Annotated in this window: 27 protein-coding genes; 13 read left to right on the top strand and 14 right to left on the bottom strand. The window is 63.9% G+C overall.

Annotation, left to right across the window (positions count from 1 at the left end; all coding sequences use genetic code 11):
* Positions 1-36 precede the first annotated feature (36 nt).
* The 5 genes from tgt to WKH79_RS03265 all read right to left on the bottom strand — a co-directional run bounded on the left by tgt (position 37) and on the right by WKH79_RS03265 (position 5,324).
* Positions 37-1,161, bottom strand: coding sequence for a tRNA guanosine(34) transglycosylase Tgt (tgt, locus tag WKH79_RS03285; RefSeq protein WP_050600628.1), 1,125 nt, complete (start codon positions 1,159-1,161; stop codon positions 37-39).
* A 2-nt stretch (positions 1,162-1,163) separates the two neighbouring features.
* Positions 1,164-2,045: a DUF481 domain-containing protein gene (locus WKH79_RS03280; protein WP_341859595.1), complete on the bottom strand. Its 882-nt coding sequence runs from the start codon at positions 2,043-2,045 to the stop codon at positions 1,164-1,166.
* A gap of 143 nt (positions 2,046-2,188) precedes the next feature.
* Positions 2,189-2,953 carry an ABC transporter permease gene (locus WKH79_RS03275; RefSeq protein WP_341859594.1) on the bottom strand — a complete coding sequence of 255 codons (765 nt, stop codon included), beginning with the start codon at positions 2,951-2,953 and terminating at the stop codon, positions 2,189-2,191.
* The gene (locus WKH79_RS03270) at positions 2,950-3,888 is read right to left on the bottom strand and encodes an ABC transporter ATP-binding protein (protein ID WP_050600630.1); all 939 of its coding nucleotides are present in this window, start codon (positions 3,886-3,888) and stop codon (positions 2,950-2,952) included. The genes WKH79_RS03275 and WKH79_RS03270 overlap by 4 nt, the downstream gene beginning before the upstream one ends.
* A 5-nt stretch (positions 3,889-3,893) precedes the next feature.
* On the bottom strand, positions 3,894-5,324 hold the full coding sequence (locus WKH79_RS03265) for a carotenoid oxygenase family protein (protein WP_341859593.1): 1,431 nt from the start codon (positions 5,322-5,324) through the stop codon (positions 3,894-3,896).
* A 45-nt stretch (positions 5,325-5,369) separates the two neighbouring features.
* On the opposite strand from WKH79_RS03265, the gene WKH79_RS03260 reads away from it, so the two are divergent.
* Complete coding sequence (locus WKH79_RS03260) at positions 5,370-5,969, top strand: TetR/AcrR family transcriptional regulator (RefSeq protein WP_160766894.1); 600 nt, start codon at positions 5,370-5,372, stop codon at positions 5,967-5,969.
* Here WKH79_RS03260 and queA read toward each other — a convergent pair.
* From queA to WKH79_RS03235, 5 genes are all read right to left on the bottom strand, one after another.
* On the bottom strand, positions 5,933-6,967 hold the full coding sequence (gene queA, locus WKH79_RS03255; RefSeq protein ID WP_341859592.1) for a tRNA preQ1(34) S-adenosylmethionine ribosyltransferase-isomerase QueA: 1,035 nt from the start codon (positions 6,965-6,967) through the stop codon (positions 5,933-5,935). The genes WKH79_RS03260 and queA overlap by 37 nt on opposite strands.
* A gap of 37 nt (positions 6,968-7,004) precedes the next feature.
* On the bottom strand, positions 7,005-7,706 hold the full coding sequence (locus tag WKH79_RS03250; RefSeq protein ID WP_230832921.1) for a peptidylprolyl isomerase: 702 nt from the start codon (positions 7,704-7,706) through the stop codon (positions 7,005-7,007).
* An 81-nt stretch (positions 7,707-7,787) separates the two neighbouring features.
* Positions 7,788-8,297, bottom strand: coding sequence for a pantetheine-phosphate adenylyltransferase (gene coaD, locus WKH79_RS03245; RefSeq protein ID WP_063512514.1), 510 nt, complete (start codon positions 8,295-8,297; stop codon positions 7,788-7,790).
* Entirely contained in the window at positions 8,297-9,187 is an 891-nt protein-coding gene (locus WKH79_RS03240) for a polyprenyl synthetase family protein (RefSeq protein WP_341860086.1), read from the bottom strand. The genes coaD and WKH79_RS03240 overlap by 1 nt, the downstream gene beginning before the upstream one ends.
* A gap of 14 nt (positions 9,188-9,201) precedes the next feature.
* Entirely contained in the window at positions 9,202-9,459 is a 258-nt protein-coding gene (locus WKH79_RS03235) for an exodeoxyribonuclease VII small subunit (RefSeq protein ID WP_050600635.1), read from the bottom strand.
* A 62-nt stretch (positions 9,460-9,521) separates the two neighbouring features.
* On the opposite strand from WKH79_RS03235, the gene WKH79_RS03230 reads away from it, so the two are divergent.
* The 5 genes from WKH79_RS03230 to WKH79_RS03210 are packed head-to-tail and all read left to right on the top strand — an operon-like array spanning position 9,522 to position 13,968.
* Positions 9,522-9,917 (top strand): DUF2177 family protein, encoded by a 396-nt coding sequence (locus WKH79_RS03230; protein ID WP_063505807.1) that lies wholly within the window; start codon positions 9,522-9,524, stop codon positions 9,915-9,917.
* Positions 9,918-9,921: 4 nt separating this feature from the next.
* Positions 9,922-10,602, top strand: coding sequence for a hypothetical protein (locus tag WKH79_RS03225; protein WP_341859591.1), 681 nt, complete (start codon positions 9,922-9,924; stop codon positions 10,600-10,602).
* A gap of 10 nt (positions 10,603-10,612) precedes the next feature.
* Entirely contained in the window at positions 10,613-12,859 is a 2,247-nt protein-coding gene (gene purL / locus WKH79_RS03220; RefSeq protein WP_341859590.1) for a phosphoribosylformylglycinamidine synthase subunit PurL, read from the top strand.
* A 4-nt stretch (positions 12,860-12,863) separates the two neighbouring features.
* Positions 12,864-13,271, top strand: a complete 408-nt coding sequence (locus WKH79_RS03215) for a DUF3052 family protein (RefSeq protein WP_341859589.1) — start codon at positions 12,864-12,866, stop codon at positions 13,269-13,271.
* Between the two features lie 25 nt (positions 13,272-13,296).
* Positions 13,297-13,968, top strand: a complete 672-nt coding sequence (locus WKH79_RS03210; RefSeq protein WP_063505811.1) for a nitroreductase family protein — start codon at positions 13,297-13,299, stop codon at positions 13,966-13,968.
* 2 nt (positions 13,969-13,970) lie between these two features.
* Here WKH79_RS03210 and WKH79_RS03205 read toward each other — a convergent pair whose 3' ends face one another.
* Positions 13,971-14,816, bottom strand: a complete 846-nt coding sequence (locus tag WKH79_RS03205) for a Coq4 family protein (protein ID WP_341859588.1) — start codon at positions 14,814-14,816, stop codon at positions 13,971-13,973.
* Between the two features lie 55 nt (positions 14,817-14,871).
* On the bottom strand, positions 14,872-15,741 hold the full coding sequence (serB, locus tag WKH79_RS03200) for a phosphoserine phosphatase SerB (protein WP_341860085.1): 870 nt from the start codon (positions 15,739-15,741) through the stop codon (positions 14,872-14,874).
* A 19-nt stretch (positions 15,742-15,760) separates the two neighbouring features.
* Here serB and miaA point away from each other — a divergent pair, with 19 nt between their 5' ends.
* The 7 genes from miaA (at position 15,761) to WKH79_RS03165 (ending at position 22,518) form a co-directional block, all read left to right on the top strand.
* Entirely contained in the window at positions 15,761-16,714 is a 954-nt protein-coding gene (gene miaA, locus WKH79_RS03195; RefSeq protein ID WP_341859587.1) for a tRNA (adenosine(37)-N6)-dimethylallyltransferase MiaA, read from the top strand.
* Between the two features lie 107 nt (positions 16,715-16,821).
* Positions 16,822-18,573 (top strand): biosynthetic-type acetolactate synthase large subunit, encoded by a 1,752-nt coding sequence (gene ilvB, locus WKH79_RS03190; protein WP_341859586.1) that lies wholly within the window; start codon positions 16,822-16,824, stop codon positions 18,571-18,573.
* 8 nt (positions 18,574-18,581) lie between these two features.
* Positions 18,582-18,872, top strand: coding sequence for a hypothetical protein (locus WKH79_RS03185; RefSeq protein ID WP_156494364.1), 291 nt, complete (start codon positions 18,582-18,584; stop codon positions 18,870-18,872).
* Positions 18,869-19,384, top strand: coding sequence for an acetolactate synthase small subunit (ilvN, locus tag WKH79_RS03180; RefSeq protein WP_050600645.1), 516 nt, complete (start codon positions 18,869-18,871; stop codon positions 19,382-19,384). Before WKH79_RS03185 ends, ilvN begins: the two co-directional genes overlap by 4 nt.
* 108 nt (positions 19,385-19,492) lie before the next feature.
* Positions 19,493-20,527 carry a ketol-acid reductoisomerase gene (ilvC, locus tag WKH79_RS03175; protein ID WP_341859585.1) on the top strand — a complete coding sequence of 345 codons (1,035 nt, stop codon included), beginning with the start codon at positions 19,493-19,495 and terminating at the stop codon, positions 20,525-20,527.
* 154 nt (positions 20,528-20,681) lie between these two features.
* Positions 20,682-21,326: a YceI family protein gene (locus tag WKH79_RS03170; RefSeq protein ID WP_341859584.1), complete on the top strand. Its 645-nt coding sequence runs from the start codon at positions 20,682-20,684 to the stop codon at positions 21,324-21,326.
* A 43-nt stretch (positions 21,327-21,369) separates the two neighbouring features.
* Positions 21,370-22,518, top strand: a complete 1,149-nt coding sequence (locus WKH79_RS03165; RefSeq protein ID WP_341859583.1) for an alpha-hydroxy acid oxidase — start codon at positions 21,370-21,372, stop codon at positions 22,516-22,518.
* 18 nt (positions 22,519-22,536) lie between these two features.
* Here WKH79_RS03165 and WKH79_RS03160 read toward each other — a convergent pair whose 3' ends face one another.
* Together WKH79_RS03160 and WKH79_RS03155 are read right to left on the bottom strand one after the other, a co-directional pair.
* Positions 22,537-23,664, bottom strand: a complete 1,128-nt coding sequence (locus tag WKH79_RS03160; RefSeq protein ID WP_341859582.1) for an epoxide hydrolase family protein — start codon at positions 23,662-23,664, stop codon at positions 22,537-22,539.
* A gap of 2 nt (positions 23,665-23,666) precedes the next feature.
* Complete coding sequence (locus tag WKH79_RS03155) at positions 23,667-24,092, bottom strand: PaaI family thioesterase (protein WP_269062225.1); 426 nt, start codon at positions 24,090-24,092, stop codon at positions 23,667-23,669.
* Between the last annotated feature and the right edge of the window lie 83 nt (positions 24,093-24,175).

Here is a 24,175-nt window from a genome sequence, read left to right as displayed (position 1 = left end):
CCTTTTCTCATACCCGCACGGTATCGCCGGTTCGTCTCACTGCAAGTAGTCGCGGCGGAAATCGCGCGCGAACTGGGCGAACCGCGCTTCCGCGATCGCATCGCGCATCGCCTGCATCAGCTGCTGGTAAAAGGCGATGTTGTGCTCGGTCATCAGCATCGCGCCGAGGATTTCCTGCGATTTCACCAGATGGTGCAGGTAAGCGCGCGAGTAGGTCCCGCAGGTATCGCAGGTGCAGCGGCTGTCGAGCGGTTCCTCGTCTTCGGCAAAACGCGCATTGCGCAGGTTGACCGGCCCGTTCCAGGTAAACGCCTGTCCGTTGCGCCCGGACCGGCTGGGCAGCACGCAGTCGAACATGTCCACCCCGCGCTCCACCGCACCGACGAGGTCGTCGGGCTTGCCGACCCCCATCAGATAGCGGGGCCGGTCGGCGGGCAATTGGCCGGGTGCGAAGTCAAGTGTGGCGAACATCGCTTCCTGGCCTTCGCCGACCGCCAGCCCGCCTATGGCATAGCCGTCGAAACCGATATCGGTGAGCTTGTCCGCGCTTATACGGCGCAATTCCTCGTCCAGCGCGCCCTGCTGGATACCGAACAATGCGGATCGCTGCGCGTGTTCGCCGCCTGCATCGAACCCATCGCGGCTGCGCCGGGCCCAGCGCATGCTCATTTCCATGCTCGCGGCGATTTCGTCGCGCGGCCGATCGGCGCGCGGGCATTCGTCGAACGCCATCACGATGTCGCTGCCCAGCATGCGCTGGATTTCCATGCTGCGCTCGGGCGTAAGCATGTGCTTGGAACCGTCGATGTGGCTGCGGAACTCGACCCCCTTCTCGGTGAGCTTGCGCAGTTCGGACAGGCTCATCACCTGGTAGCCGCCACTGTCGGTCAGGATGGGCCGTTGCCAGTTCATGAACTTGTGCAGGCCGCCAAGCCTCGCCATCCGCTCGGCGCCGGGTCGCAGCATGAGGTGGTAGGTGTTGCCGAGGATTATGTCGGCTCCTGTCTTGCGGACGGTTTCGGGCTTCATCGCCTTGACTGTCGCTGCAGTCCCGACCGGCATGAAGGCAGGCGTGCGAATGGTGCCGCGCTGCATGGCGATGCGCCCGGTGCGCGCAGCCCCGTCGGTCGCGTCGATGGTGAATGCGAAACGTTCGCTCATGGTCAGAAGCCGTAGATGAGAGTGGCACGAGTCAGCGTATCGGTGCCGACCGAGCCGGCCGGCGGATTGCTGTCATATTCGATCTTGTAGGACAGCCGCGAGCGCAAGCGGTTGCTGACCCGGAAATCAAGTCCGGTAACGAGATTGACGGTGGTGTTCGCGCTATCGAAAATCACCGTCGCGCGGCCGCCGGTTTCCGCCAGCGCTTCCACATCCTGCGTCAATTTCAACCGTTCGAGCAGCTGCCAGTCGAAATCGAGGCCGACGAGCCCCGCGATCCGGCTGGCGCTGCTGCCATCGGTGAACTCGGTCACACGGTAAGCCGGGCCAGCCTTGACCGACAGCTGCAACGGTCCTCCGTCGATCACACGGTAACCCAGACCGCCCGATAGCGAGTAACGCGCCGAAAAGCCCTGAATCCGGTCGTATTGAAATTGCGCGAGGCCATAGGCGAAGACGTTTTCACCGAACTGCCAGCGCGGTTCGTAGGACGCGACATATTGTTCGCGGCTGGTGGTGCCGTTCTGGCGCTGGTAATCCGCGCTCAGCCGGATGGTGTGCGTCCAGTCGATGCCTTCGCGGTCGAGCTTGAGCGATGCTGCGACACCGACCGAATCCGTATTGCCCCCCGACTGGAAGGCGCCCAGTTCGCCCTGGCCGCTCCACCGGTCAAACAGACCCGCGGTCCGGATGGCTTCGGCTTCCTGCGCGGCGCGTTCGGCCGCCAGTTTCGCGCGCTCCGCATTGCGGGCAGCCAGCGCCGTATTCCATTCCTGCGCGATCGCATCGATATCCGCCGCCTGGTCGGGCCAAGTGCTGCGGGCGAGATCAAGTACGGTGGCGACCTTCTCCTCATCGCCGGTCGCAATTGCTGCTTCCAACATAGCGCGAGCGCCTTCGGGAAGCTCGGCATGGGCGGGCGAGCTAGCGAGGACAAAGAGCGAAGGGATGAGGAACACCGTGAACCGCATACACTGCGATTAGCGTCTTGCTCCGGGCCTCGCCACCCCGCAATCGATCAGTCGCATTATGCGCGCAGGCGCCATCCCGTGCGGAAAATGAACGCAATCACGGCCACGCAGATCGCCAGGAAACCCAGCGTTATGCCGAAGCTGATCCAGATGTTCACATCGCTCTGGCCATAGAAAGTCCACCGCAGGCCGCTGACCAGGTAGACCATCGGATTGGCCAGCGCGATCGTGTCCCACGGCCTGGGCAGCATATCGATCGAATAGAACGTCCCCCCGAGAAAGGTCAGCGGCGTGAGGAACAGCATCGGGATGATGCCCAGCTTCTCGAAATTATCCGCCCAGATGCCGAGGATGAACCCGAACAGGCTGAAGGCCGCCGCGACGAGCATGATATAGAACACCGCCAGCACAGGGTGCGCGATCGAATAGTCGACGAAAAGGCGCGCGGTGAGCAGGATGATCGCGGCGAGCAGCAGGCTTTTGGTCATTGCCGCACCGACGAACCCCAACAGCGTCTCCGATACTCCGACAGGCGCGCTGAGCAGTTCGTAGATCGTCCCGGTGAAACGCGGCATGTAGATCCCGAAACTGGAATTGCTGGTCGTTTCGCCCAGCAGGGTGAGCATCAGCAGGCCCGGAATGATGAAGGCGCCGTAATCCACCCCGCCCAGATGAGGCATGCGCCCTCCGATCGCCGCGCCAAAGACGATGAAATATAGCGATGTGGTGAGTACCGGCGCGAGCACCGACTGGAAGGCGGTGCGCAGGAAGCGCATCAGTTCGCGGGTGTATATCGACCAGGTCGAGCGCCACGAGATCATGCTGCCTTCCCTTCACCGAGCAGCGAAACGAAGATTTCCTCGAGGCTGCTTTCGCGTGTGTCGATGCCGACGTAATCGATGTCCGCGGCAATCAACGCCTTGGTTAGCGCAGCCACTTCGGCCTTGCCCTTCCCCGTTCCGTCGCCGCCGCGGTAGCACAGCACTTCCCCACCCGGTTCGAGTTCTACCGGGAAGCGGGCGATTTCGGGCGGCAAGGCGGCAAGTGGCCTGGCCAGCGTGATATGCGCTTCGGTTCGGCCGAGCCGCGCCATCATCGCATCCTTCTGGTCCACCATCAGCAGTTTGCCGCGATTGATGATGCCGACACGGTCGGCCATCAGCTCGGCTTCCTCGATATAATGCGTGGTGAGAATTATCGTGACACCGCGCTCGCGCATCGTGTCGACGATCGCCCACATTCCCTTGCGCAACTCGACATCGACGCCTGCCGTGGGTTCATCGAGAAACAGTAGGTCCGGCTCATGTGCCAGAGCCTTGGCGATCAGTACCCTGCGCTTCATCCCGCCGGACAAGGCCATGATGCGCTCGTCGCGCTTGTCCCACAGGCTGAGCGACCGCAGGATTTCCTCGATCCGGTCCCGGTCGGGGGCAAGCCCGAACAAGCCGCGCGAATAGCTTACCGCGCGGTGGACGGGTTCGAACATGTCGGTGCTGAGTTCCTGGGGAACCAGGCCGATACGACTGCGTGCGCGGCGCCAGTCGGACGCCAGATCGTGCCCGAAAGCGCGAATACTTCCCGAAGTCGGGCGCACGAGCCCGCATACTGCGCCGATCAGCGTGGTCTTGCCTGCCCCGTTAGGCCCGAGCAGTGCGAAGACCTCGCCCTTGTTGATGGTAAGATCGACATTGTCGAGCGCGGTCAGCCCGCCGGGATAGACCTTCGACAGGCCGGAGAGTTCGAGAATCGGCTCCACATCTCCTAGCTAGCGGCGATCCAGTTGCCGTGGAAGCCCGGAGGGATCAGGTGCGGGATCTCGACCGTCCCGACCACGCCGAGCGTCATCGCGTCGAGAATCTCTAGCGCGCTGGTCTGCCGGTTGCGGTCGATGACATAACCCATCATCCAGCCATCGCCCTCGGCTGCATCGGGCGTGCGCGGAACGAAAACGAATTCACCGGGAATGCGGCCTTCGCCGAAATCGCGCTGCACCCGTTCGCCGGTGGCAAGGTCGTGGCGATAGAGCGGCATCGGCGCAACGAATTCGAGATCGCCATCGGCGGGCATGCCGATCGCCCACAGGTAGCGATGCGCCTTGGTAAAATAGCGTTCGTCCGGTCGCGGGAATTCCTGTCCCGCCGTGTCGAGCGTGTCGCGGACGACTTTCCCGCCCTGCCCGTCCACCGTCCAGCGCTCGAGCCCCAGAGGCTTGCCGTATGGCCCGGGCATTTCGCCGTCGAAGATGGTTTCATAGGGGCAGACGTCGATGATCACCCGGCCGGTTTCGTCTTCGAAACTGTTGCCGACGTGGAAGACATAGCAGGGGTCGACCTCGTGCCACACCACGTCCCCGTTGCTACCCCCGCGCGGCAGCAATCCGACCCGTGCGCGGTGGCTGCGGTTCCAGCGATAGGGAAACTTGTGCCCCGCAATCAGCGCCTGCATTGAGAAGGTCACCGGCAGGTCGAGGATGACCGCGAAGTTCCGGGTCAGCGCGCAGTCGTGGATCGAGGGGCCATGCCTTACCGCGATCTCGGTTTCGCTCAGCACCCTGCCGCTGCCGTCCATGGCGACGTGGCGGATGGTATCCTGCGACGGGCCATCGTAGCAGATCGCGTGGTATTCGCCGGTGTCCGGGCATTGATGCGGGTGCGCGGTAAAGGAACCGGTCAGCCCGCCGCCGAAGTCGGAATAGGCGACGCTATCGAGATTGCCGTCGAGTTCGATAGGGAAGCTGTTGGCCTCGACCAGCGCCATGATCTTGCCGCCGATATCGAGGACATTGGTGTTGACCGTATCGCCGAAGCCGCGCCGCGGACCGCCAACCGCCGCCGGGCCGCCCTTGCCTTCGAGCTCTGCGGAACGGATGAAGCGGTTGCGGTACCACTCGGCCTTGCCGTCCCTCAGCCGGACGCCGTGAACCATCCCGTCGCCGAGGAACCAGTGATGGCCCTTACCCGCCTTGCCGAAGGGATTTGGCCCGATGCGGACATAACGCCCGTCGAGCTCGCCAGGAATGGTTCCGGTTACGGTGGGATTAGCGAGCGTCAGTTCATCGGCCATCGGGGTATGGATCCCCCGCAGGAAAGGGTTTTCAGCCGGACCGGGCAAGCGTGCCCGGTTGATGCTGGCGACTGCCTGTACGGCAGGCGTAACCGCCCTGCGGATGGTTTTCTCGACGACACTTGCCATGACCGACTCGCTCCGATTAAAGTGAACGCCGTAAACATAGAGGTTATGATAACAGTGTCAACATCGCCCGAAGCCTATCATCACGGGAACCTGCGCGACGCCTTGCTGGCAGCCGGACTGGCCGCGCTCGAAGGTGCCGAAGGCAAAGCGCCTTCGCTGCGCGAATTGGCGCGCGTGGTCGGGGTCTCTGCGACCGCAGTCTATCGGCACTTTCCCGACAAGCAGGCACTCGATGCCGCGCTCGCCCGCGCAGGACTGGACCTGCTGGGCAAGGAACAGGCCGCTGCCGCCGAACGTGCAGGCGGTGGATCGCAAGGATTTACCGAAACGGGCCGCACCTACGTCCGCTTTGCGCTCGCCCACCCTGCCCTGTTCCGGCTGATGTTCACCCAGGGCCACCCGGTGGACGGATCGGCGACACCCGATGAAGCATACGCATTGCTGACAGCCAATTCACGCGCGCTGGTCGGCGATCCAGACGGCGCCGAAACGCTCGCCCTGCAGTCGTGGGCAATGGTGCACGGTATCGCCATGCTGATGCTCGACGGGCGCATCCCCGCCGACGACGCTCTGATCGAGCGGTTGCTCGATACCGGCAATCTGTCCGCTCAGTCGTGTGGCAGCAGCAGCGAGGAATCGCCGTAGCTGTAGAAGCGGTATTCGCTGTCGATGGCGTGCGCGTAAGCGTCCATCATGCGTTCGCGGCCCATCAGGGCGCTCACCAGCATCACCAGCGTCGATTTCGGCAGGTGAAAATTCGTCATCAGGCCATCGACCGCGCGAAAGCGGTATCCCGGGGTGATGAAGATATCGGTATCGCCAGCGAAGGCACCGATGATCCCGTCTTCCCCCGTCGCGCTTTCGAGCAAGCGCAGGCTGGTCGTCCCCACCGCGATCACCCTGCCGCCGGCCGCGCGCACGGCGTTCAGGCGTGCCGCGGCTTCAGGTTCGATCCGGCCCCATTCGGAGTGCATCGCGTGATCGCTGGTATCGTCAGCCTTCACCGGGAGGAAGGTGCCCGCACCGACATGCAACGTCAGCGTCTCGCGCCCGATCCCGGCAGCGTCGAGCGCCCCGATAAGTTCAGGCGTAAAGTGCAGCGCGGCAGTCGGCGCGGCAACCGCGCCGTCCTCGGCTGCGAACATCGTCTGGTAGTCTTCACGGTCCTGCGCATCGGTGGCGCGCTTGCCGGCGATATAGGGCGGCAATGGCATACGTCCGGCGCGTTCGAGCAGGATTTCGACGGGCTCTTCGCCCGCGAAGGCCAACACGAAACTACCATCCTCGAGCCGCTCTTCCGCGGTCGCTGCCACGCCGCCGCCGAATTCGACGACATCGCCGATCCGCAGTCGCTTGGCATTGCGCACGAAAGCCTGCCAGCGTCGCAGGTCGATCCGCTTGTGCAGAGTCGCGCCGATCCGGGCTTCTCCCCGCCGCCCTTCGAGCTGCGCAGGTATGACGCGGGTGTCATTGAACACGAGCACGTCGCCCGCCCGCAACATCTCTGGCAGGTCGCGCACGCCGCGATCCTCGAAGGGGCCAGCGCCGCGCACCACAAGCATGCGTGCGGCATCGCGCGGGCGCGCGGGGCGAAGCGCGATCCGCTCGGGCGGGAGTTCGAAATCGAAAAGGTCGACTTTCATCGCGCCGCCCCTAGTCCGGGTGCGACGCGATGGAAAGTCAGTTGCCGAGCGGCGCGTTCAGATCGCTGGCCGAAATGTCTTCGTCCTGCACCCGCGGAGCTGTCATGGCCGGCACCGGCTTGTTGTCCGCCGCGATCGAAGCCTGCACGATCCGCGTTGGATTCGCAGGCGGCTCGCCGCGCTGGATCGCATCGACTGCGGGCATGTTGGCGATCACGCGCCCGAAGTTGGTGTAGTTCTGGTCGAGGTTGAAACGTGGATAGAAAACGATGAAGAACTGGCTGTTGGCGCTGTCGGGGCTGCCCGCGCGCGCCATCGAGACGGTACCGCGGACATGCGGCATGCCGTGAAACTCTTCCGCGATGTCGGGCAGCTGCGATCCGCCCGTGCCAGTACCGGTGGGATCACCGGTCTGAGCCATGAAGCCGTCGATGACGCGGTGGAAAATCACCCCGTCGTAGAATCCCTGCCGGGTCAGCGTCTTGATGCGTTCGACATGGTTGGGCGCCCAGTCGGGCTTCAGCCGGATCGCGACGCGTTCGCCGTTCGACAGGTCTAGTAGCAGGATGTTTTCGCGGTCTTCTTCGACATTGAAGTTCACTGGCGAAAACACCCGCGTATCCGCAGCGGTTTCCGCCGTAGCGGCAGCGTCGACAGCGGCGTCGTCCTGCGCCTGGGCGGCGAAGGGTGTCGAAGCGAGCGCCAATGCGGCGGCAAGGGCAAGCGAAGTCTTGAGCATCGTCATTCCGTGGCAATGTCCTGGGTTGCAGGCCCCTAGCGAGGGGCGTCTGTCCGTTCAATGAATAGGTGCCTGCGAAGCTCAGCCCCCGCGCGGCCCGAGTTTCTTCACTCGCGCCTCGACGTCCTGCCGCACGGCAGGCGTGACGAACTTGCCGATCGGGCCGCCGTAGAAGGCGATTTCCTTTACCAGGCGGCTGGCGATCGGCTGCAGTTCGACATCGGCCATCAGGAATACCGTTTCGATGTGATCGTTGAGCTGCCGGTTCATCCCGGTGAGCTGGTATTCATATTCGAAGTCGGTCACCCCGCGAATGCCGCGGATCACGATGCCCGCTTTCATCTGGTCGGCGAAATCCATCAGCAACGAATTGAACCCGACCACACGGATGCTCTGGTTGGCAATGCCGGCAACTTCGCGTTCGACCATGGCGATACGTTCGTCGTCATCGAACATCGGCGACTTCGCGATATTGGTGGTCACGCCGATGATCAGTTCGTCGACCAGCTTCGCGCCGCGCTCGATTATGTCCATGTGACCCAGCGTGATTGGATCGAACGTGCCCGGATAGATGCCGATGCGCTTGGCCATTAATGGTCCCTCTTAACAATGAAATGCGCCAGTTCGACAAGCAGCCGGGCATCGTCGCCGTAGCTGGCGAGATGGTCGCCCGCCTGTTCCACCAGCATCGTCGCCTGCGCCCGCGCCTGTTCGACGCCCATCAGCGTGACGAAGGTCTGCTTGCCCTGTTCCTCGTCCTTGCGCAGCGCCTTGCCGGCCAGCGTCTCGTCGCCTTCGACATCGAGCAGGTCGTCGGCAATCTGGAAGGCGAGCCCGATATCGCGCGCATAGGCGCGCAGATGGGTGCGTCCTTCGGGCGCCACCCGCCCCAGCACCGCGCCCATCTCGACACTGGCGGCCAGCAGGGCACCGGTCTTGAGTTGCTGCAGCCGGGTGACCTGGCGCAGGTCGTAGGATTGTTCTTCGGAGACGATATCCATCATCTGGCCGCCCGCCATCCCGTCGTGCCCGCTGGCGCGCGCCAGCGTGGCAACCAGTTCCGCGCGAACGAAGGGATCGGTGCTGGTGTCCGGCTGGGTCAGAATGTCGAACGCCAGCGCATGCAGGCTGTCCCCCGCAAGCACGGCAGTCGCTTCGTCGAACGCCTTGTGCAGGGTCGGCTTGCCGTGCCGCATCTCGTCATCGTCCATGCACGGCAGATCGTCGTGGATGAGCGAATAGGCATGGATCGCTTCGACTGCACAGCCCGCGTTGATCGCGGCGTTGCGATTGACGCCGAACAGTTCCGCGGTCGCCACCAGCAGCAGCGGGCGCACCCGCTTGCCGCCTCCGATCACGGCGTAACGCATCGCCTCGATCAGCCGTGCGCGCGTATCGTCGGGCACGGGAAGGAACGCATCGAAGACGCTATCGACTTCAGACTGGACCTGCTCGAAAGCTTGGCCGAGCAGGCTGGGCATCGCGGTTGCGACGCTCACGCGGCCCCGCCCGCATCGAACGGCTCGGTACCCGCGGGCTTGCCGTCGCTGCCCGCTACGATCTTCTCGATCCGCGCCTGTGCAGCGTCCAGCCGCGACTGGCATGCCTTGCGCAGTTGTTCGCCGCGCTCGTACAGATCGATGCTCTCGTCGAGCGGTACATCGCCGCTTTCGAGACGCCGGACGACACTCTCAAGCTCGCGCAGGGCCTGCTCGAAGCTCATCTCGGAAATATGTGACTGTTCCTCTGCCATTGCCCGCGAGCATTGACGGTCTGCCTGCGCCCGGTCAAGTATACCGAAACGGGGGAGCGAATATGACGTGGATTGTCGCCTTCATCGCCGCAGCTCTGGTCTTCGGCGCTTTGGACGCCGCGTGGCTCGGCTGGGCCGGGCCCAATTTCTACCGTCCCCGGCTGGGAGACATCCTCGCCGACAGTTTCCGCATGGCTCCGGCGCTGGTATTCTACGCTGCCTATATCGCCGCCATCGTCTGGTTCGCGGTGCGCCCGGGACTGGCCCAGGGGCTTGCCGCCGCTGCGCTCAACGGGGCGCTGCTGGGGGCGATTTGCTACGCGACCTACGATCTGACCAACCAGGCGACGATGCGAACCTGGTCCACTGCGGTGACCGTGGCCGACATTGCCTGGGGCGCATTTGCTACCGCCCTGGCCGCTTCTGCCGCGACGCTGGCCGCCGACAAATTCGGCTGAGCGCATGTTCATAGGCCATTTCGCTCCCGCATTCCTGGCGCGCGGGATCAGCGAGGACGCCCCGCGGCTCGGCGTGCTGTTCATCGGGGCGCAGCTGACCGACTGGGCCTTGTTCACGCTGACCCTCGGCGGGATCGAGAGATTGCGGATCGTGCCCGGTATCACCGCGATGAACCCGCTCGACCTCTACTATATGCCCTATACGCACAGCCTGCTTGGCACCGCACTCTGGGCGATCGGCTTTGCCGCCTTGATCTGGCTGGGGACACGAAGTCTAGTGGCTGCGAGCTGGGCGGCCTTCGTCGTCGCAAGTCACTGGGTGCTCGACCTGCTCGTCCACAGGCCGGATCTGACGCTTGCCGGAGGCGCGGAGAAATACGGCCTCGGACTGTGGAACTTCCCCATCGTCGCGATCCCGCTCGAACTGGGCCTCCTGCTGCTCGCCTATGGTTTCTATATCGCCCGCACCAAGGGGCCGCTGCTTCCTCCGCTGATCCTGCTGGCCGCCTTGCTGCTGTTCCAGGCACTGAACTGGTTCGGCTCCGAACCCGAACACGCCGGGGCGTCCTTTTCTGCGACCGCCTTCCTGGCCTTCGGCATACTGACTGCGCTCGCGTTCTGGGTGCAGTCGACCCGGTGGCATAAAAACCACGTGGGACTGGCGGTCGGGAGCGTGCAGCGCTAAGCGCGCGCGTATGGCATCTGTCGAATCCGCGATCACCCCCGAAGTCGTCGAGCAGCACGGCTTCAGCCCCGAAGAATACGACCGCGTCCTGAACGCGCTTGGCCGCGAGCCCAATCTGGTCGAGCTGGGGATTTTCTCGGTCATGTGGTCCGAGCACTGCTCCTACAAGAGCTCGCGCCTCCATCTCAAGAAACTGCCGACCGAGGCACCCTGGGTGATCTGCGGCCCCGGCGAGAACGCCGGCGTCATCGACATCGGCGACGGGCAGGCGGCGATCTTCAAGATGGAGAGCCACAACCATCCCAGCTATATCGAGCCCTACCAGGGCGCGGCGACCGGCGTCGGCGGCATCCTGCGTGATGTCTTCACCATGGGCGCGCGCCCGGTGGCGAATGCCAATGCGCTGCGTTTCGGGCGGCCCGACCACCCCAAGATGCAGCACCTGGTCAAGGGCGTCGTCTCCGGCATCGGCGGCTATGGCAATTGCGTCGGCGTGCCGACCGTATGCGGCGAGACCAATTTCCACCCCGCCTATGACGGCAATATCCTCGTCAATGCGATGACCGTGGGCGTCGCCGACCAGGACAAAATCTTCTATTCCGCCGCCACCGGCGTGGGCAATCCGATCGTCTATGTCGGATCGAAGACCGGGCGCGACGGGATTCACGGCGCGACCATGGCCAGCGCCGATTTCGAGGAAGACGCCGATGCCAAGCGCCCCACCGTGCAGGTGGGCGACCCCTTCACCGAAAAGCTGCTGATCGAGGCCTGCCTCGAACTCATGGCGACCGACGCGATCGTCGCGATCCAGGATATGGGCGCCGCGGGCCTGACCTCTTCCAGCGTCGAAATGGCGACCAATGGCAAGGCGGGCATCCGTCTCGACATGAACAAGGTGCCGTGCCGCGAAGACGGGATGACGCCCTACGAGATGATGCTGAGCGAGAGCCAAGAGCGGATGCTCATGGTCCTCAAGCCCGGCAAGGAAGCCATGGCGCAGGCCATTTTCGACAAATGGGAGCTCGATTTCGCGATCATCGGCGAAGTCACCGATACGCAGCACATGGTGCTCGAATTCGATGGCGAGGTCGTCTGCGACATTCCGCTCGGCCCGCTAGCGGCAGACGCGCCCGAATACGACCGGCCCTATCTGTCCAAGGAAGACTACACTGCCTGGGCAGGCATTGCGCCGATGCGCGAGCGTCCCGACACCGACGATGTCGGCGGTGACGTGATGAAGCTGCTCGCCTCGCCAAACCTGTCCTCGCGCCGCTGGATCGCCGAGCAATACGACAGCCAGGTCGGCGCGGATACGCTGCAGACCGGCGGCGATGCCGGTGTCGTCCGCGTGCACGGGACGAAGAAGGCGCTCGCGATCACTACCGATTGCACGCCGCGCTATGTTCATGCCGATCCCTATGAAGGCGGCAAACAGGCGATTGCCGAGGCCTACCGCAATCTGTGCGCGGTCGGCGCGCGCCCGCTGGCGGTGACCAATTGCCTCAATTTCGCAAACCCGCAGCGCCCCGAGATCATGAGCCAGTTCGTCCATGCGCTCGAAGGCATGGGCGCCGCCTGCCGCCTGCTCGACTTCCCGATCGTGTCGGGCAATGTCTCGCTCTACAACGAGAGCAAGGCGACTGGGGGTGGCAGTGCAATCCTGCCCACACCCGCTATCGGGGGCGTCGGCCTGATCGACGATTACGAGCACATGATGACCATGCCATTCAAGGCAGCGGGCGAAACGATCTACCTGCTCCATGCGGAGGAGTGGGCGACCGCGGACCCCGAGCGTTCGCATCTCGGCAAGTCGCTGTGGCTGTCCGAAATCCATGGCCGCGACGAAGGCCGCACCCCGCCGACCGACCTCACCGTCGAAAAGAACGCGGGCCGCATCGTCCGCCAGTTGATCGCCGACGGTCTCGTCAGCGCCGTGCACGACGTTTCCGACGGCGGTCTCGCCATCGCACTCGCAGAAATGGCGATGGCGGGAGGTATCGGCGCCGAGGTCGAGTGGAACGAAGAGTATTCCAAGGCGGCCTGGTGGTTCGGCGAGGATCAGGGACGCTATGTCGTCACTGTTCCCGACACCCAGGCACTCAACGAGGCGCTCGCCAAGGGCACTGAAAACGATGAAACCGCCTCGATCGGTTTCCGCCGCATCGGTCGCACCGGGGGCGATACGCTGTTCGGCAATTCGGTCGCGGCGATGCGCGCCGCACATCAGAGCTTTTTCGCCGACTGGATGGAAGGCTGACCGCGTGAAGGCTGACTATCGCGAGACACCTCTGGCGAAGAAGCTCAGCCTGCGCGATGGCCAGCGGGTGTGGTTCGACGGCATGCCCGAAAGCATTCAGGACGAAATCGGTGAATACGCACTCGAGCTTACGTTCGTTCGCGGCCCCGAAGAGGGGCCCGATGCTGCACACATCTTCGTGACCGAACAGGCTGCGCTTGCATTGAAGCTCGCCGAACTGCGCGAACATATGGCAGGCGACGGCCATGTCTGGGTCAGTTGGCCGGCACGGGCGGACGGTGCGCCCTTCGCCCTTTCCGAGGAGCTGGTTCGTGAGATTGCGCTCCCGCTGGGACTGGTGGACACCAAGCAATGCGCGGTCAACGAGGACTGGTCCGGCCTCAAGCTGGTGGTCCGCAAGGAATTGCGCTGAACGCCGCTTGGTATAGATCCGCATCATGCGCGATCACGAAACCGTCCCCTACTCGCTCCCCGACCTGTCCGATGGCGAACGCATCGCGCGGGCGGAGGCCATGCGCGACCGGCTGAAGCTACGGCGGTCCTGCCGGTATTTCGCCGACACGCCGGTCCCGCGCGCGATTGTCGAAGCCGCCATCGAAGCGGCCGGCAGCGCGCCCAATGGAGCAAACCACCAGCCCTGGCATTTCGCGGCGATTTCAACGCCCGAAACCAAGCGCGCGATCCGCGACGCGGCGGAAGCCGAGGAACGCGAGTTTTACGCGGGCAAGGCCGGGACGCAGTGGCTCGAAGCGCTGGAGCCGCTGGGGACCGATGCCGACAAGCCCTTCCTCGAAACCGCACCGTGGCTGGTGGTCGTCTTCGCCCAGCGCAAGGGCGGGATCGAGGAGGATGGTGAGACGCAGAACTACTATGTCAGCGAAAGCGTGGGGATCGCCTGCGGCCTGCTGCTTGCCACGCTGCACGAAGCCGGGTTGGCCACACTGACCCACACGCCCTCTCCGATGGGCTTCCTGCGCGCGATTTGCGGCCGGCCCGATCATGAAAAGCCGGTGATGATCGTGGTGGTCGGGCACCCGGCGAAGGATGCAAGCGTTCCCGCGCACGCGCTGGATAAGAAACCGCTCAGCCGGATTGCCAGCTGGCTCTAGGATCAGGCCACAGCGGCGACCTCGTCCCCCTGCTGCGCCAGAAGGTCATAGGGATCGATCCCGTCCTGACGCCAGACATGGTGGCAGACACGGTACCAGTGTGGATCGGGAATACGGAATTGCGCCCGCACTTCGGCGAGGTTCTTGCCCAGCAGTTCGCGGATCGAAAGGCCTACCAGCGGCGGGCAGGCTTTCCCGGTCCGATGCGCTTGCCGCACGGCTTTCATCACCGGGGCTTCGCTTCGGACTAGCCGCTTGAGATGCAGGGCACCGGCATAGCCCAGCAGCAAATGACCATGGCTGGGGGATTGCCCGTGCGTAAACAACAATACGCATTGTTCACCCAGTGCATCCCGCCCATATCCGGTGAGCACATGCATCAGATCGTGCGTATCGCGCTGGCGATAGCCGTACCACTGGATCAGGTCGTCATAGCTCTGACTGCCCGACTTCTCCGACTCTTCGACGAGCCCGGCGGCAGTCAGGCCTTCACGTTCCATGAAATCGCAATAGGCGTGCGCCACCGTACCCTCGGGATGGCGGCGCAAGGCGGCATGGTCGTCGAGAATGGGCGGCAGGAACGGTTCGCTCGCGCGTAGCGCCTCGCCATGCGGGCTGAGCGCGAGTTCGCGTACACGCGGCACGAACTGCCCGGACGGCAGCGCATCGTAGATCTTGAAGACCTCGGCAGTATTCTCCTTGTCCTTCAGCAATTCGCGGAAGTGACCGAAAGCGGCGAAGGGGCGATAGCGCGGCCTGGGGCGGCGCGGGTCGCGCAAGGGAGTGCCGTCGCGCGCCGATCTGAAATCGACAGAGGTGAAAGCGCCGAGGCTGATCTGATCGTTCATGGTGCCCGTTTGCTACCAGTTCAGCCCCATCTCGCATTGGAAAAGCGCGCCATGGCTAGGCCGGATCGAAATCCTCCACCCATTCGCTCTCCGCAATTCCGAGCAGCTTGAGGATCGCAGTCAGTTCGACGCTGGCAATCCGGCCGTTGGCTGCTTCGCGCGCCTTGGGCTTGGCGCGGTAGGCGATGCCGTAATCGGCGGCCTCGATCATCGGAATGTCGTTGGCCCCGTCGCCCGTCGCCAGCACGCGCGCGCCCTCGCCAAGTTGGGAGCGTTCGTCCTCCAGCGTAGCGAGCTTGGTCGAAGCATCGCTGACCGGTCCGGCCAGAAGCCCGGTCAACGCCCCGCCCGCCACGCCGAGGCGGTTGCCCACGACGCGCTCGAAGCCGAGTTGCTCGGCCACCGGATCGGCGAAATGATGGAATCCGCCAGTCACCAGGACCGTACGGCAGCCCTTGCTGCGCAGGGTATTCACCAGCGCCCGTGCACCCGGCACCGGCTGGATGCGCTGGTCCAGGCAGGTGGCGATAGCGCCTTCCTCGAGCCCTTCGAGCAGCCCGACACGCTCCTTCAGTGCGCTTTCGAATTCGAGTTCGCCGCGCATCGCGCGTTCGGTAATGTCGGCGACCTTGTCCTTTATACCGGCGAAATCGGCGAGCTCGTCGATGCACTCCTGCCCGATCATTGTTGAATCCATGTCGGATACGAACAGCCGCGGCACCTCGATCTCGTGATCCGCGACCAGCAGGTCGCATTCGCCGAAATGTTCGGTCAGGAAGCCGGTAAGCCGGGCGCGCTCGCCGTTCGGAAGCGAAATCTGGAGCACGTCGCTACAAAAATCGAGCATGCCTGCCATGGCCACCGGCATCCCGGCATCGGCGCATGCCCGCAGCGCGGCGTCGAGACGCGTTTCCACGCCGTCCATGTCTGCTATCAGCCGCGCGATGAGCACTTCGAAATCTCCCGAGAACAAGCCGGTGGCGCTCATTGCAGGGCCGACTGCCAGCGGCAAGAGCCAACTCGCGGTTGATCTGGCGCAGCGGCTGGCGCGCGACGGGCGCCGCGGGGTCGTCGTCAACGCCGATAGCCAGCAGGTCTACCGCGAGCTGCATATCCTCTCGGCACGCCCCTCGGAGGATGAAACGCAGGGCATCGAGCACCGATTGTTCGGAACCTGGGACGGGGCGCAATCCTGTTCGGCCGCAGATTGGTCCGCAGCGGCGCGCGACACCATTCGCGAGATTCACGCCAGTGGCGGCGTTCCGATCCTGTGCGGCGGAACGGGGCTCTACCTGCGCACCCTGCTGGAGGGCATCGCCCCCGTACCAGAAATCGACCCGGACATTCGCGCGGCGGTGCGGGATCTGGACCAGGTGCGCGCGCGGGCGGCGCTCGAGGCGGAGGATCCCCAAGCGGCGGCGCGCCTTGCGCCTGCCGATGCCACGCGAACGGCCCGCGCACTCGAAGTCATCCGGTCGACCGGGCGCACGCTGGCGCAATGGCAGGCGCATAAACGCGGGGGGATCGCCAAGGAAGTGGTGCTTCACCCACTCGTGCTGCTGCCCGACCGCGGTTGGCTCAACGCGCGCTGCGACCTGCGTTTCGAACGCATGCTCGATACCGGTGCGATCGCCGAAGTGGAGGCGCTGCTGGCTCGCGAACTCGACCCCGGCCTCCCGGTGATGCGCGCCATCGGAGTGCGTGAAATCGCCGCCCTGATCAAAGGCGAACTATCGCGCGCTCAAGCTATCGCGGCTGGCCAGCTGGCTACGCGCCAGTATGCCAAGCGCCAATACACGTGGTTTCGCAACCAACCACCCGCCGACTGGGTGCGTACGGATAACAAAACTATCGCCAAACACGATTTTTTTGTTTCTTTGTTTCATGCAGAAGGTTGACCGCGTAATTGAAGCATCGTATTTGAGTGCATGTCGGCCCGGCGCTTGAGACCCCAGCGTCGGGCCGACTTGTGTTCTGAAATGCCCGGATCGGGCTGGAGGATAGTGTGACCACCGAGCGCAGCGGCGCTGCAATCCTGATCGAATGCCTCAAGCGGCAGGGTGTCGAATTCGTTTTCGGCTATCCCGGCGGCGCGGTCCTGCCGATCTACGACGAACTCTTCGCCGATGAAGATATCCGTCACGTTCTCGTTCGCCATGAAGCGGGCGCGGCGCATGCCGCCGAAGGCTACGCCCGTTCGACCGGCAAGCCCGGCGTCGTGCTGGTAACCAGCGGACCGGGGGCGACCAATGCCGTGACGGGCATCGCCGATGCCTATATGGATTCGATCCCCCTGGTGGTGATCACCGGGCAGGTGCCCACGGCGCTGATCGGGACCGACGCGTTCCAGGAAGCCGACACGGTCGGATTGACGCGCCACTGCACCAAGCACAACTACCTCGTCAAAGACCCCGAACGGCTGGGCGCGACGATCGAAGAAGCATTCCGCATCGCCACCACGGGGCGTCCCGGCCCGGTGGTCGTCGACATTCCCAAAGACGTCCAGATCGCGCTGGCGACGCAGAGCGGACAGGACGGCACGCCGCTGCCCTCGCATCGCTATCAGCCGCGCATGGTCGGGGCTGCCGACGAGATTGCCGAAGCGGTCGAAATGCTCGCCGCGGCCGAACGGCCCGTGTTCTACACCGGCGGCGGGGTCATCAATGCCGGTCCGCAGGCGAGCGAATTGCTGCGCAAGCTCCAGTCTGCCACCGGAGCGCCGGTGACCAGCACGCTGATGGGCCTTGGGGCCTTTCCTGCCGAGCATCCCGATTGGCTCGGCATGCTCGGCATGCACGGCACCTACGAAGCCAACATGGCGATGAACCGCGCCGACCTGATCGTCGCGATCGGCGCCCGCTTCGATGATCGCGTGACCGGGCGGCTGGATGCCTTCGCGCCCGGAGCCCGCAAGATCCACATCGATATCGACCGCGCCAGCATCAACAAGATCGTCCCCGTCGATCTGGGCATTATCGGTGATTGCGCGCATGTGCTCGATCAGATGCTCGAAGCGTGGGGTGGCCGCAAACCGCGGGACTTGTCCGAATGGCAGGCTCGTATTCTCGGCTGGAAAGCGCGCGATTGCCTTGCCTATCCCGAACGCGGCAGCGATTTGATCATGCCGCAGAAGAGCATTGAGCGGCTGTTTGCGCTGACCCGCGACCGTGATCCGATCATTACCACCGAGGTCGGCCAGCACCAGATGTGGGCGGCCCAGTATTTCCGGTTCTTCGGCCCCAACAAGTGGCTGACCAGCGGCGGCCTGGGGACCATGGGTTATGGCCTGCCCGCCGCGATCGGTGCGCAGCTTGGCAATCCGGACAGTCTCGTGATCGACATTGCGGGCGAAGCAAGCATCCAGATGAATATCCAGGAACTGGGCACCGCCAGCCAGTATCGCCTGCCGGTCAAGGTGTTCATCCTCAACAATGAATACATGGGCATGGTCCGCCAGTGGCAGGAGTTGACCTATGAAAGCCGCTATTCGAACAGCTATTCGGACAGCCTTCCCGATTTCGTGAAGCTGGCCGAAGCCTATGGCTGGAAAGGCATTCGCATCGAGGACGAAGGCCAGCTCGATTCCGGGATCGAAGCCATGCTTGCACATGACGGACCGGCGATCGTCGATTGCCGGGTAGCGAAGGAAGCGAACTGCTTCCCGATGATCCCCAGCGGCGCGGCGCATACCGACATGCTGCTCTATGGCGATCAGGTGGGCGGCACCATGGACGATGAAGCAAAGGCGCTTGTGTGATGGGCATGATGGCGAATTTCCCGAACCGCTTCGAAGCGCGTGCCGAACGGCGCAACTGGTTTGCCCGCAAGGATGCCGAAGCACTGCTTGACTGGGTCGAGGACTGCGGACACCGGTTCATCGGGCTCGAGGTCGCGCAGAAGCAGGACGACGGAACCTGGACCCTGCTGGCGGACTCGCTCGACCTGTCGCGCCAGACCGAGAATTTCGAGGCCATCCGCATGGGCCGCGTCTTCCTGTCGGAATATGACGGCGAAGGGCGGATGTTCGAACCCGTCTGGCAGGACCGCGCACAATGAAGATTGCCCAGCAGGCGGCCGAACGGCACGTCCTCAACGTCATCGTCGACAACGAGCCGGGCATTCTCGCCAAGATCACGGGGATGTTCACCGCGCGCGGCTACAACATCGACAGCCTGACGGTGGCCGACATTTCGGAAGATCACGCGATCAGTCGTATCACGATCGTCACGCGCGGTCCCGAGCCGGTGATCGACCAGATCCGCGCCCAGCTCGAACGGCTGGTGCCGGTCCACAAAGTGATCGACCTCACCGAATCGGGCGGGCATGTCGAACGCGAACTGGCGCTCATCAAGGTCGCCGGGAAAGGCGACAATCGCGTCGAGGCGCTGCGCATCGCCGAACTGTTCCGCGCCAATGTGGTCGACACCACAACCTCCAGTTTCGTCTTCGAACTGACCGGCTCGCCCGAGAAAATCGACAGTTTCATCGCGCTGATGCGCGAGCTCGGGCTTGTTGAAGTGGGGCGTTCGGGAATCGTGGGAATGGTCCGCGGGCCCGAGCCGAACTGATCGAATGAATTTCGTCGCTCCTGCTCAGGCGGGAGCCTATCCAACCTATCGCCAGCCGGCGACCAATTCTGGGCCCCTGCCTTAGCGGGGGCGACGCGAGGGAAGAAAATGCAAGTCTATTACGATGCCGATTGCGACCAGCAGCTGATCAAGGACAAGAAGGTCGCAATCGTCGGCTATGGCAGCCAGGGCCATGCCCACGCGCAGAACCTGCGCGATAGCGGTGTGGGCGAACTCGCCATTGCGCTGCGCGATGGCTCCCCCAGCGCGAAGAAGGCCGAAGGTGCGGGCTTTACGGTTAAGACCGTTGCCGAAGCCGCCGAATGGGCCGACGTGCTGATGATCCTCGCGCCCGATGAACACCAGGCAGCGATCTACGCCAACGAAGTCGCCGGCCGGATGCGCCCGGGTACTGCGCTTGCCTTCGCGCACGGTCTCAACATCCATTTCGGGCTGATCGACCCGCCCGCCGACGTCGACGTCATCATGATCGCGCCCAAGGGGCCGGGTCACACGGTGCGCGGCGAATACATCAAGGGCGGCGGCGTACCCTGCCTCATCGCGGTGCACCAGGAATCGAGCCAGTCGGGCGGCAACGGCTTCGCCAAGCAGCTGGCCTTGTCCTATGCGAGTGCGGTTGGCGGCGGCCGGTCGGGCATCATCGAAACCGATTTCAAGGAAGAGTGCGAAACCGATCTGTTCGGTGAACAGGCCGTGCTGTGCGGCGGGGTCACCCATCTGATCCAGGCCGGCTTCGAAACGCTGGTCGAAGCCGGATATGCGCCCGAGATGGCCTATTTCGAATGCCTCCACGAAACCAAGCTGATCGTCGACCTGCTGTATGAAGGCGGGATCGCCAACATGCGCTATTCGATCTCGAACACGGCCGAGTATGGCGACATCAAGACCGGTCCGCGCATCATCACCGAAGAGACCAAGGCCGAGATGAAGCGCGTGCTGAAGGACATCCAGTCGGGGCGGTTCGTCAAGGACTTCGTGCTCGACAACCAGGCCGGCCAGCCCGAACTGAAGGCCAGCCGCAAGGCCGCCGCGGCGCATCCGATCGAAAAGACCGGCGCCCAGCTTCGCGCGATGATGCCCTGGATCGGCGCGAACAAGCTGGTCGACAAGGACAAGAACTGACACTTGCTATCGGCATCCATTGGTCAGATCCCGGCCAATGGATGCCGTTCACCGACCCGTTGTGGTGTGCACCGCAGCCGACCGGCCCGGCACACTCCGGGAACGCGTTACTGGCGCGGGGCATTCTTCAGTGAGGTTCAACAGGAGGCCGACCATGAAGACATCTTTCCTCGCCCTTGCGCTTGCAGGCAGCGGATCGCTGGCCGTCACTGCGATATCCGCGCAGGATCAGCCGCAGATCCCGGGCGTCGTCGACGTCAGCCGGGTCGCCGCCGGTAGCTATTCGCTCGATCCATCGCACACGCTGGTCAGCTGGCAGGTCGGTCACTTCGGCTTCAACGACTACTTCGGACTGTTTGGCCAGATCGACGGCACGATGACGCTCGACCCAGCCGATATCGACGCGACGCAGTTCGACATCACGGTTCCGATCACCAGTGTATCGGTGCCCAGCGAAGGTCTGCGCGACCATCTGCTGCGCCCGGGCAAGGATGGCGCGGCCCCCGACTTCTTCGGCCCCGAACCTGAAGCGGCGCGGTTCGTTTCAACCTCGGTCCGGCGGACCGGTGAAACCACCGCGGTCGCCAGCGGAATGTTGACGATGAACGGCCAGACCGGCCCGGTTACCATGCTGGTGGAATTCACTGGCGCCGGACAGAATCCGATGAGCGAAGCACAGACCGTCGGCTTCCACGCACGTGCGCAGATCGATCGTACCGACTGGGGGATCAGCTACGCCGCCCCACTGGTCGACAACATGGTCGACCTGGAAATCAGCGCGGCTTTCGAACGCGACTGAACCCCACTCGACAAGCGCATGGCGAGCGGCCACGGTCCTCCCCATGCGCTTGTCATACTGCCACAATATCGATGATTTCCGCCGGCTCGCGAAACAGCGGCTGCCGTGGCCCGTGTTCGACTATATCGACGGGGCTGCCGATGACGAGGTGACCAAGGCGCGCAACACCAGCGCGTTCGATACGGTGGATCTCGTGCCGGACGTGCTCGCGGGCGTCGGTCAAATCGACACCTCATGCCAGATCATGGGCCGCCACAGCGCGTTGCCGCTGGTCCTCAGCCCGACCGCGTTGCAGCGCGCCTTTCACCGCGACGGTGAACGGGCCGTCGCGCAAGCGGCGGCCCGGTTCGGCATATGGTTCGGCATTTCCAGCCTGGCCACGCACTCGATCGAAGACATCGCGGCGCTGACCGACGGACCCAAGCTGTTCCAGCTATACGTTCACAAGGACCAGGGACTCAACGCCAGCATGATCGAACGCTGCCAGGCAGCGGGCTTCGATGCCCTCGCGCTGACGGTCGACACCATAGTATCGGGCAAGCGCGAACGCTGCTTGCGTTCGGGCTTCACCACCCCGCCCCGCTTCAGCGCATCCTCGCTCTGGAGCTACGCCACGCGCCCCCGCTGGACGCTCGATTACGTGTTCGGTCCGAAGTTTCGGCTGCCCAACCTCGATGGACATGTCGAAGAAGGCAGCGGCAAGGCAGTCAGCATCCAGGACTATTTCAACACCATGCTCGATACGAACATGGATTGGGATACCGCGGCGCGCATCCGGCAGGATTGGGGCGGGACTTTCGCCCTCAAGGGTATCATGAGCGCGGGCGATGCGCGGAAAGCGGTCGAGATCGGTGCCGATGCTATCTGGATTTCCAACCATGGCGGACGCCAGCTCGACGGCAGCCGCGCGCCCTTCGACCAGCTAAGGGAGATCGTCGAGGCCGTGGATGGCGAGATCGAGATCATTCTCGATGGTGGTGTGCGCCGCGGCACGCATGTCCTCAAGAGCCTGTCCGCGGGGGCGACAGCCACCTCGGGCGGGCGGCTGTATCTCTATGCGCTTGCCGCTGCGGGGCAGGACGGGGTCGAACGGGCGGTGCAGATCCTGAAAGAAGAAATCGAACGCGGCATGCGGCTCATGGGCGTGACTTCGATCGACCAGCTTGCGCCCGACCGCTTGCGTCGGCGCTAAGTATCGGTTCAGCGGCGATCACGGCATGGCGGCCACACAGGCGCGCAGCTCGCTCACGAACAGTTCCGGCTGCTCCCACGCGGCAAAATGCCCGCCCTTGTCCAAATCGTTCCAGTAAACGAGATTGGTGAGCGTTCGCTCAACCCACTCGCGTGGCGCGGGCAGGATCTCTCCGGGAAAGGCGCTCGCCCCCGCAGGTATGCTCACCGTGCCGTCGCCGAACTTGCCAAAGCTTTCCCAGTAGAGCCGGGCCGCGGAGGCGCCCGTAGCCGGCAGCCAGTAGAGCATGACGTCGTCGAGCACCTGGTCCATCGTCAGCACATCCCAGGCCGAACCCTGGTTATCGGTCCAGTAGTGCACTTTCTCGAGCATCCATGCCGCCAACGCGGAGGGCGAATCCACCAGGCCATAGCCGATCGTCTGCGGACGCGTGCTTTGCTGCTTGGAATAGCCCGAATCCCATTCCTGATAGAACCCGAGGCGCTGCAGCGCCTTGAGCACCTTGGGGTCCTTGCTCTGCATGTCATCAGGTCCCGGACGGCCGATTGGCATGTTGAGGTGGATGCCCCTGCACTCGGACGGGGCCAGTTGCCCGATCGCCATCGTGACTGCCGCGCCCCAGTCCCCGCCCTGCGCCATCCAGCGCCGGTATTCCAACCTCTGCATCAATTCGGTCCAGGCCTGCGCGATCCGTTCCACCCCCCATCCCGTAGCCCCGGGCTTGGCGGAAAAGCCGTAGCCGGGCAGCGACGGGGCGATGACATGGAACGCCTGCGTGTCTGCCACAGTCGGCTCGGTCAATTCGTCGATCACGCCGAGGAATTCGACCACCGAACCGGGCCAGCCATGCGTCAGCAACAGCGGCACGGCGTCGGAGCGCGACGAGGGCTTGTGCAGGAAGTGGATATCCAGCCCATCGATCTCGGTGACGAACTGCCCGACCGCATTCAGCCGCGCCTCGCATCGCCGCCAGTCGTAACCGGTCCGCCAATAGGCGATAAGCTCCCCAAGCGCGGCAAGCGGTGTGCCCTGCGTCCAGTCGTCGACCGTTGCCGCTTCGGGCCAGCGCGTGCGATCGAGGCGCGCTGCCAAATCCGCTAGATCCGCCTCGGGAATGTCGAGCGTGAACGGCCTGATCGCGTTCATGGCTACGCGTCCTCCGTCGCTTTTTTCGATGCGGCGACCACTCGGTTCATATCGGCCAGCAATATCGTGCTCGTCGCCTTGGCGAGGACGGTCCCTGCCGCGTCCTTCAAATGGCCTTCGTAGAAGCTGGTCCGCTTGCCATGCCGTTCGACCCAGGCTTCTGCGATGACGAGCCCGGGGCGCGTCGGGGCGAAATAGCTGACCTTGAGTTCCAGCGTCATCGGGACAATGCCGGGGCCGTTCCTGGCCATTGCCGCATGCGCCATGGCCGCGTCGATCCAGCCACTGATGAAGCCGCCCTGCACAACCCCGCCCGAATGGCACTGCGCCTGCTTGGCTTCGTATTCCAGCCTCGCATGTCCCTCGGCGTCAGTCGACACGACCCGTATCAAACCAAGTGTCTCGTTAAGCGAATGCCCCTCGGCCATGCTCTCTCCCATCTACCGTGAAATATAATTTCTCGCGATGCCCAAGACTGTTTTGCTTTACAACCCCGGCTGGCTTTCGCATA

The organism is Qipengyuania sp. GPGPB31 (genome assembly GCF_038396345.1).
Lineage (GTDB): Bacteria > Pseudomonadota > Alphaproteobacteria > Sphingomonadales > Sphingomonadaceae > Qipengyuania > Qipengyuania citrea.
This window is presented reverse-complemented; position numbering and strand designations above follow the sequence as displayed.

Coding starts and splice junctions, on each gene's coding strand:
- purL (WP_341859590.1), top strand. CDS start 10,613: ATGGCATCTGTCGAATCCGCGATCACCCCCGAAGTCGTCGAGCAGCAC.
- WKH79_RS03210 (WP_063505811.1), top strand. CDS start 13,297: ATGCGCGATCACGAAACCGTCCCCTACTCGCTCCCCGACCTGTCCGAT.
- WKH79_RS03160 (WP_341859582.1), bottom strand. CDS start 23,664: ATGAACGCGATCAGGCCGTTCACGCTCGACATTCCCGAGGCGGATCTA.
- WKH79_RS03250 (WP_230832921.1), bottom strand. CDS start 7,706: ATGCTCAAGACTTCGCTTGCCCTTGCCGCCGCATTGGCGCTCGCTTCG.
- ilvN (WP_050600645.1), top strand. CDS start 18,869: ATGAAGATTGCCCAGCAGGCGGCCGAACGGCACGTCCTCAACGTCATC.
- WKH79_RS03275 (WP_341859594.1), bottom strand. CDS start 2,953: ATGATCTCGTGGCGCTCGACCTGGTCGATATACACCCGCGAACTGATG.
- miaA (WP_341859587.1), top strand. CDS start 15,761: ATGAGCACTTCGAAATCTCCCGAGAACAAGCCGGTGGCGCTCATTGCA.
- serB (WP_341860085.1), bottom strand. CDS start 15,741: ATGGACGGCGTGGAAACGCGTCTCGACGCCGCGCTGCGGGCATGCGCC.
- WKH79_RS03225 (WP_341859591.1), top strand. CDS start 9,922: ATGTTCATAGGCCATTTCGCTCCCGCATTCCTGGCGCGCGGGATCAGC.
- queA (WP_341859592.1), bottom strand. CDS start 6,967: ATGAAAGTCGACCTTTTCGATTTCGAACTCCCGCCCGAGCGGATCGCG.
- coaD (WP_063512514.1), bottom strand. CDS start 8,297: ATGGCCAAGCGCATCGGCATCTATCCGGGCACGTTCGATCCAATCACG.
- WKH79_RS03230 (WP_063505807.1), top strand. CDS start 9,522: ATGACGTGGATTGTCGCCTTCATCGCCGCAGCTCTGGTCTTCGGCGCT.
- ilvC (WP_341859585.1), top strand. CDS start 19,493: ATGCAAGTCTATTACGATGCCGATTGCGACCAGCAGCTGATCAAGGAC.
- WKH79_RS03235 (WP_050600635.1), bottom strand. CDS start 9,459: ATGGCAGAGGAACAGTCACATATTTCCGAGATGAGCTTCGAGCAGGCC.
- WKH79_RS03260 (WP_160766894.1), top strand. CDS start 5,370: ATGATAACAGTGTCAACATCGCCCGAAGCCTATCATCACGGGAACCTG.
- WKH79_RS03185 (WP_156494364.1), top strand. CDS start 18,582: ATGGCGAATTTCCCGAACCGCTTCGAAGCGCGTGCCGAACGGCGCAAC.
- WKH79_RS03165 (WP_341859583.1), top strand. CDS start 21,370: ATGCGCTTGTCATACTGCCACAATATCGATGATTTCCGCCGGCTCGCG.
- WKH79_RS03170 (WP_341859584.1), top strand. CDS start 20,682: ATGAAGACATCTTTCCTCGCCCTTGCGCTTGCAGGCAGCGGATCGCTG.
- WKH79_RS03280 (WP_341859595.1), bottom strand. CDS start 2,045: ATGTTGGAAGCAGCAATTGCGACCGGCGATGAGGAGAAGGTCGCCACC.
- tgt (WP_050600628.1), bottom strand. CDS start 1,161: ATGAGCGAACGTTTCGCATTCACCATCGACGCGACCGACGGGGCTGCG.
- WKH79_RS03205 (WP_341859588.1), bottom strand. CDS start 14,816: ATGAACGATCAGATCAGCCTCGGCGCTTTCACCTCTGTCGATTTCAGA.
- WKH79_RS03155 (WP_269062225.1), bottom strand. CDS start 24,092: ATGGCCGAGGGGCATTCGCTTAACGAGACACTTGGTTTGATACGGGTC.
- WKH79_RS03265 (WP_341859593.1), bottom strand. CDS start 5,324: ATGGCAAGTGTCGTCGAGAAAACCATCCGCAGGGCGGTTACGCCTGCC.
- WKH79_RS03240 (WP_341860086.1), bottom strand. CDS start 9,187: ATGCCCAGCCTGCTCGGCCAAGCTTTCGAGCAGGTCCAGTCTGAAGTC.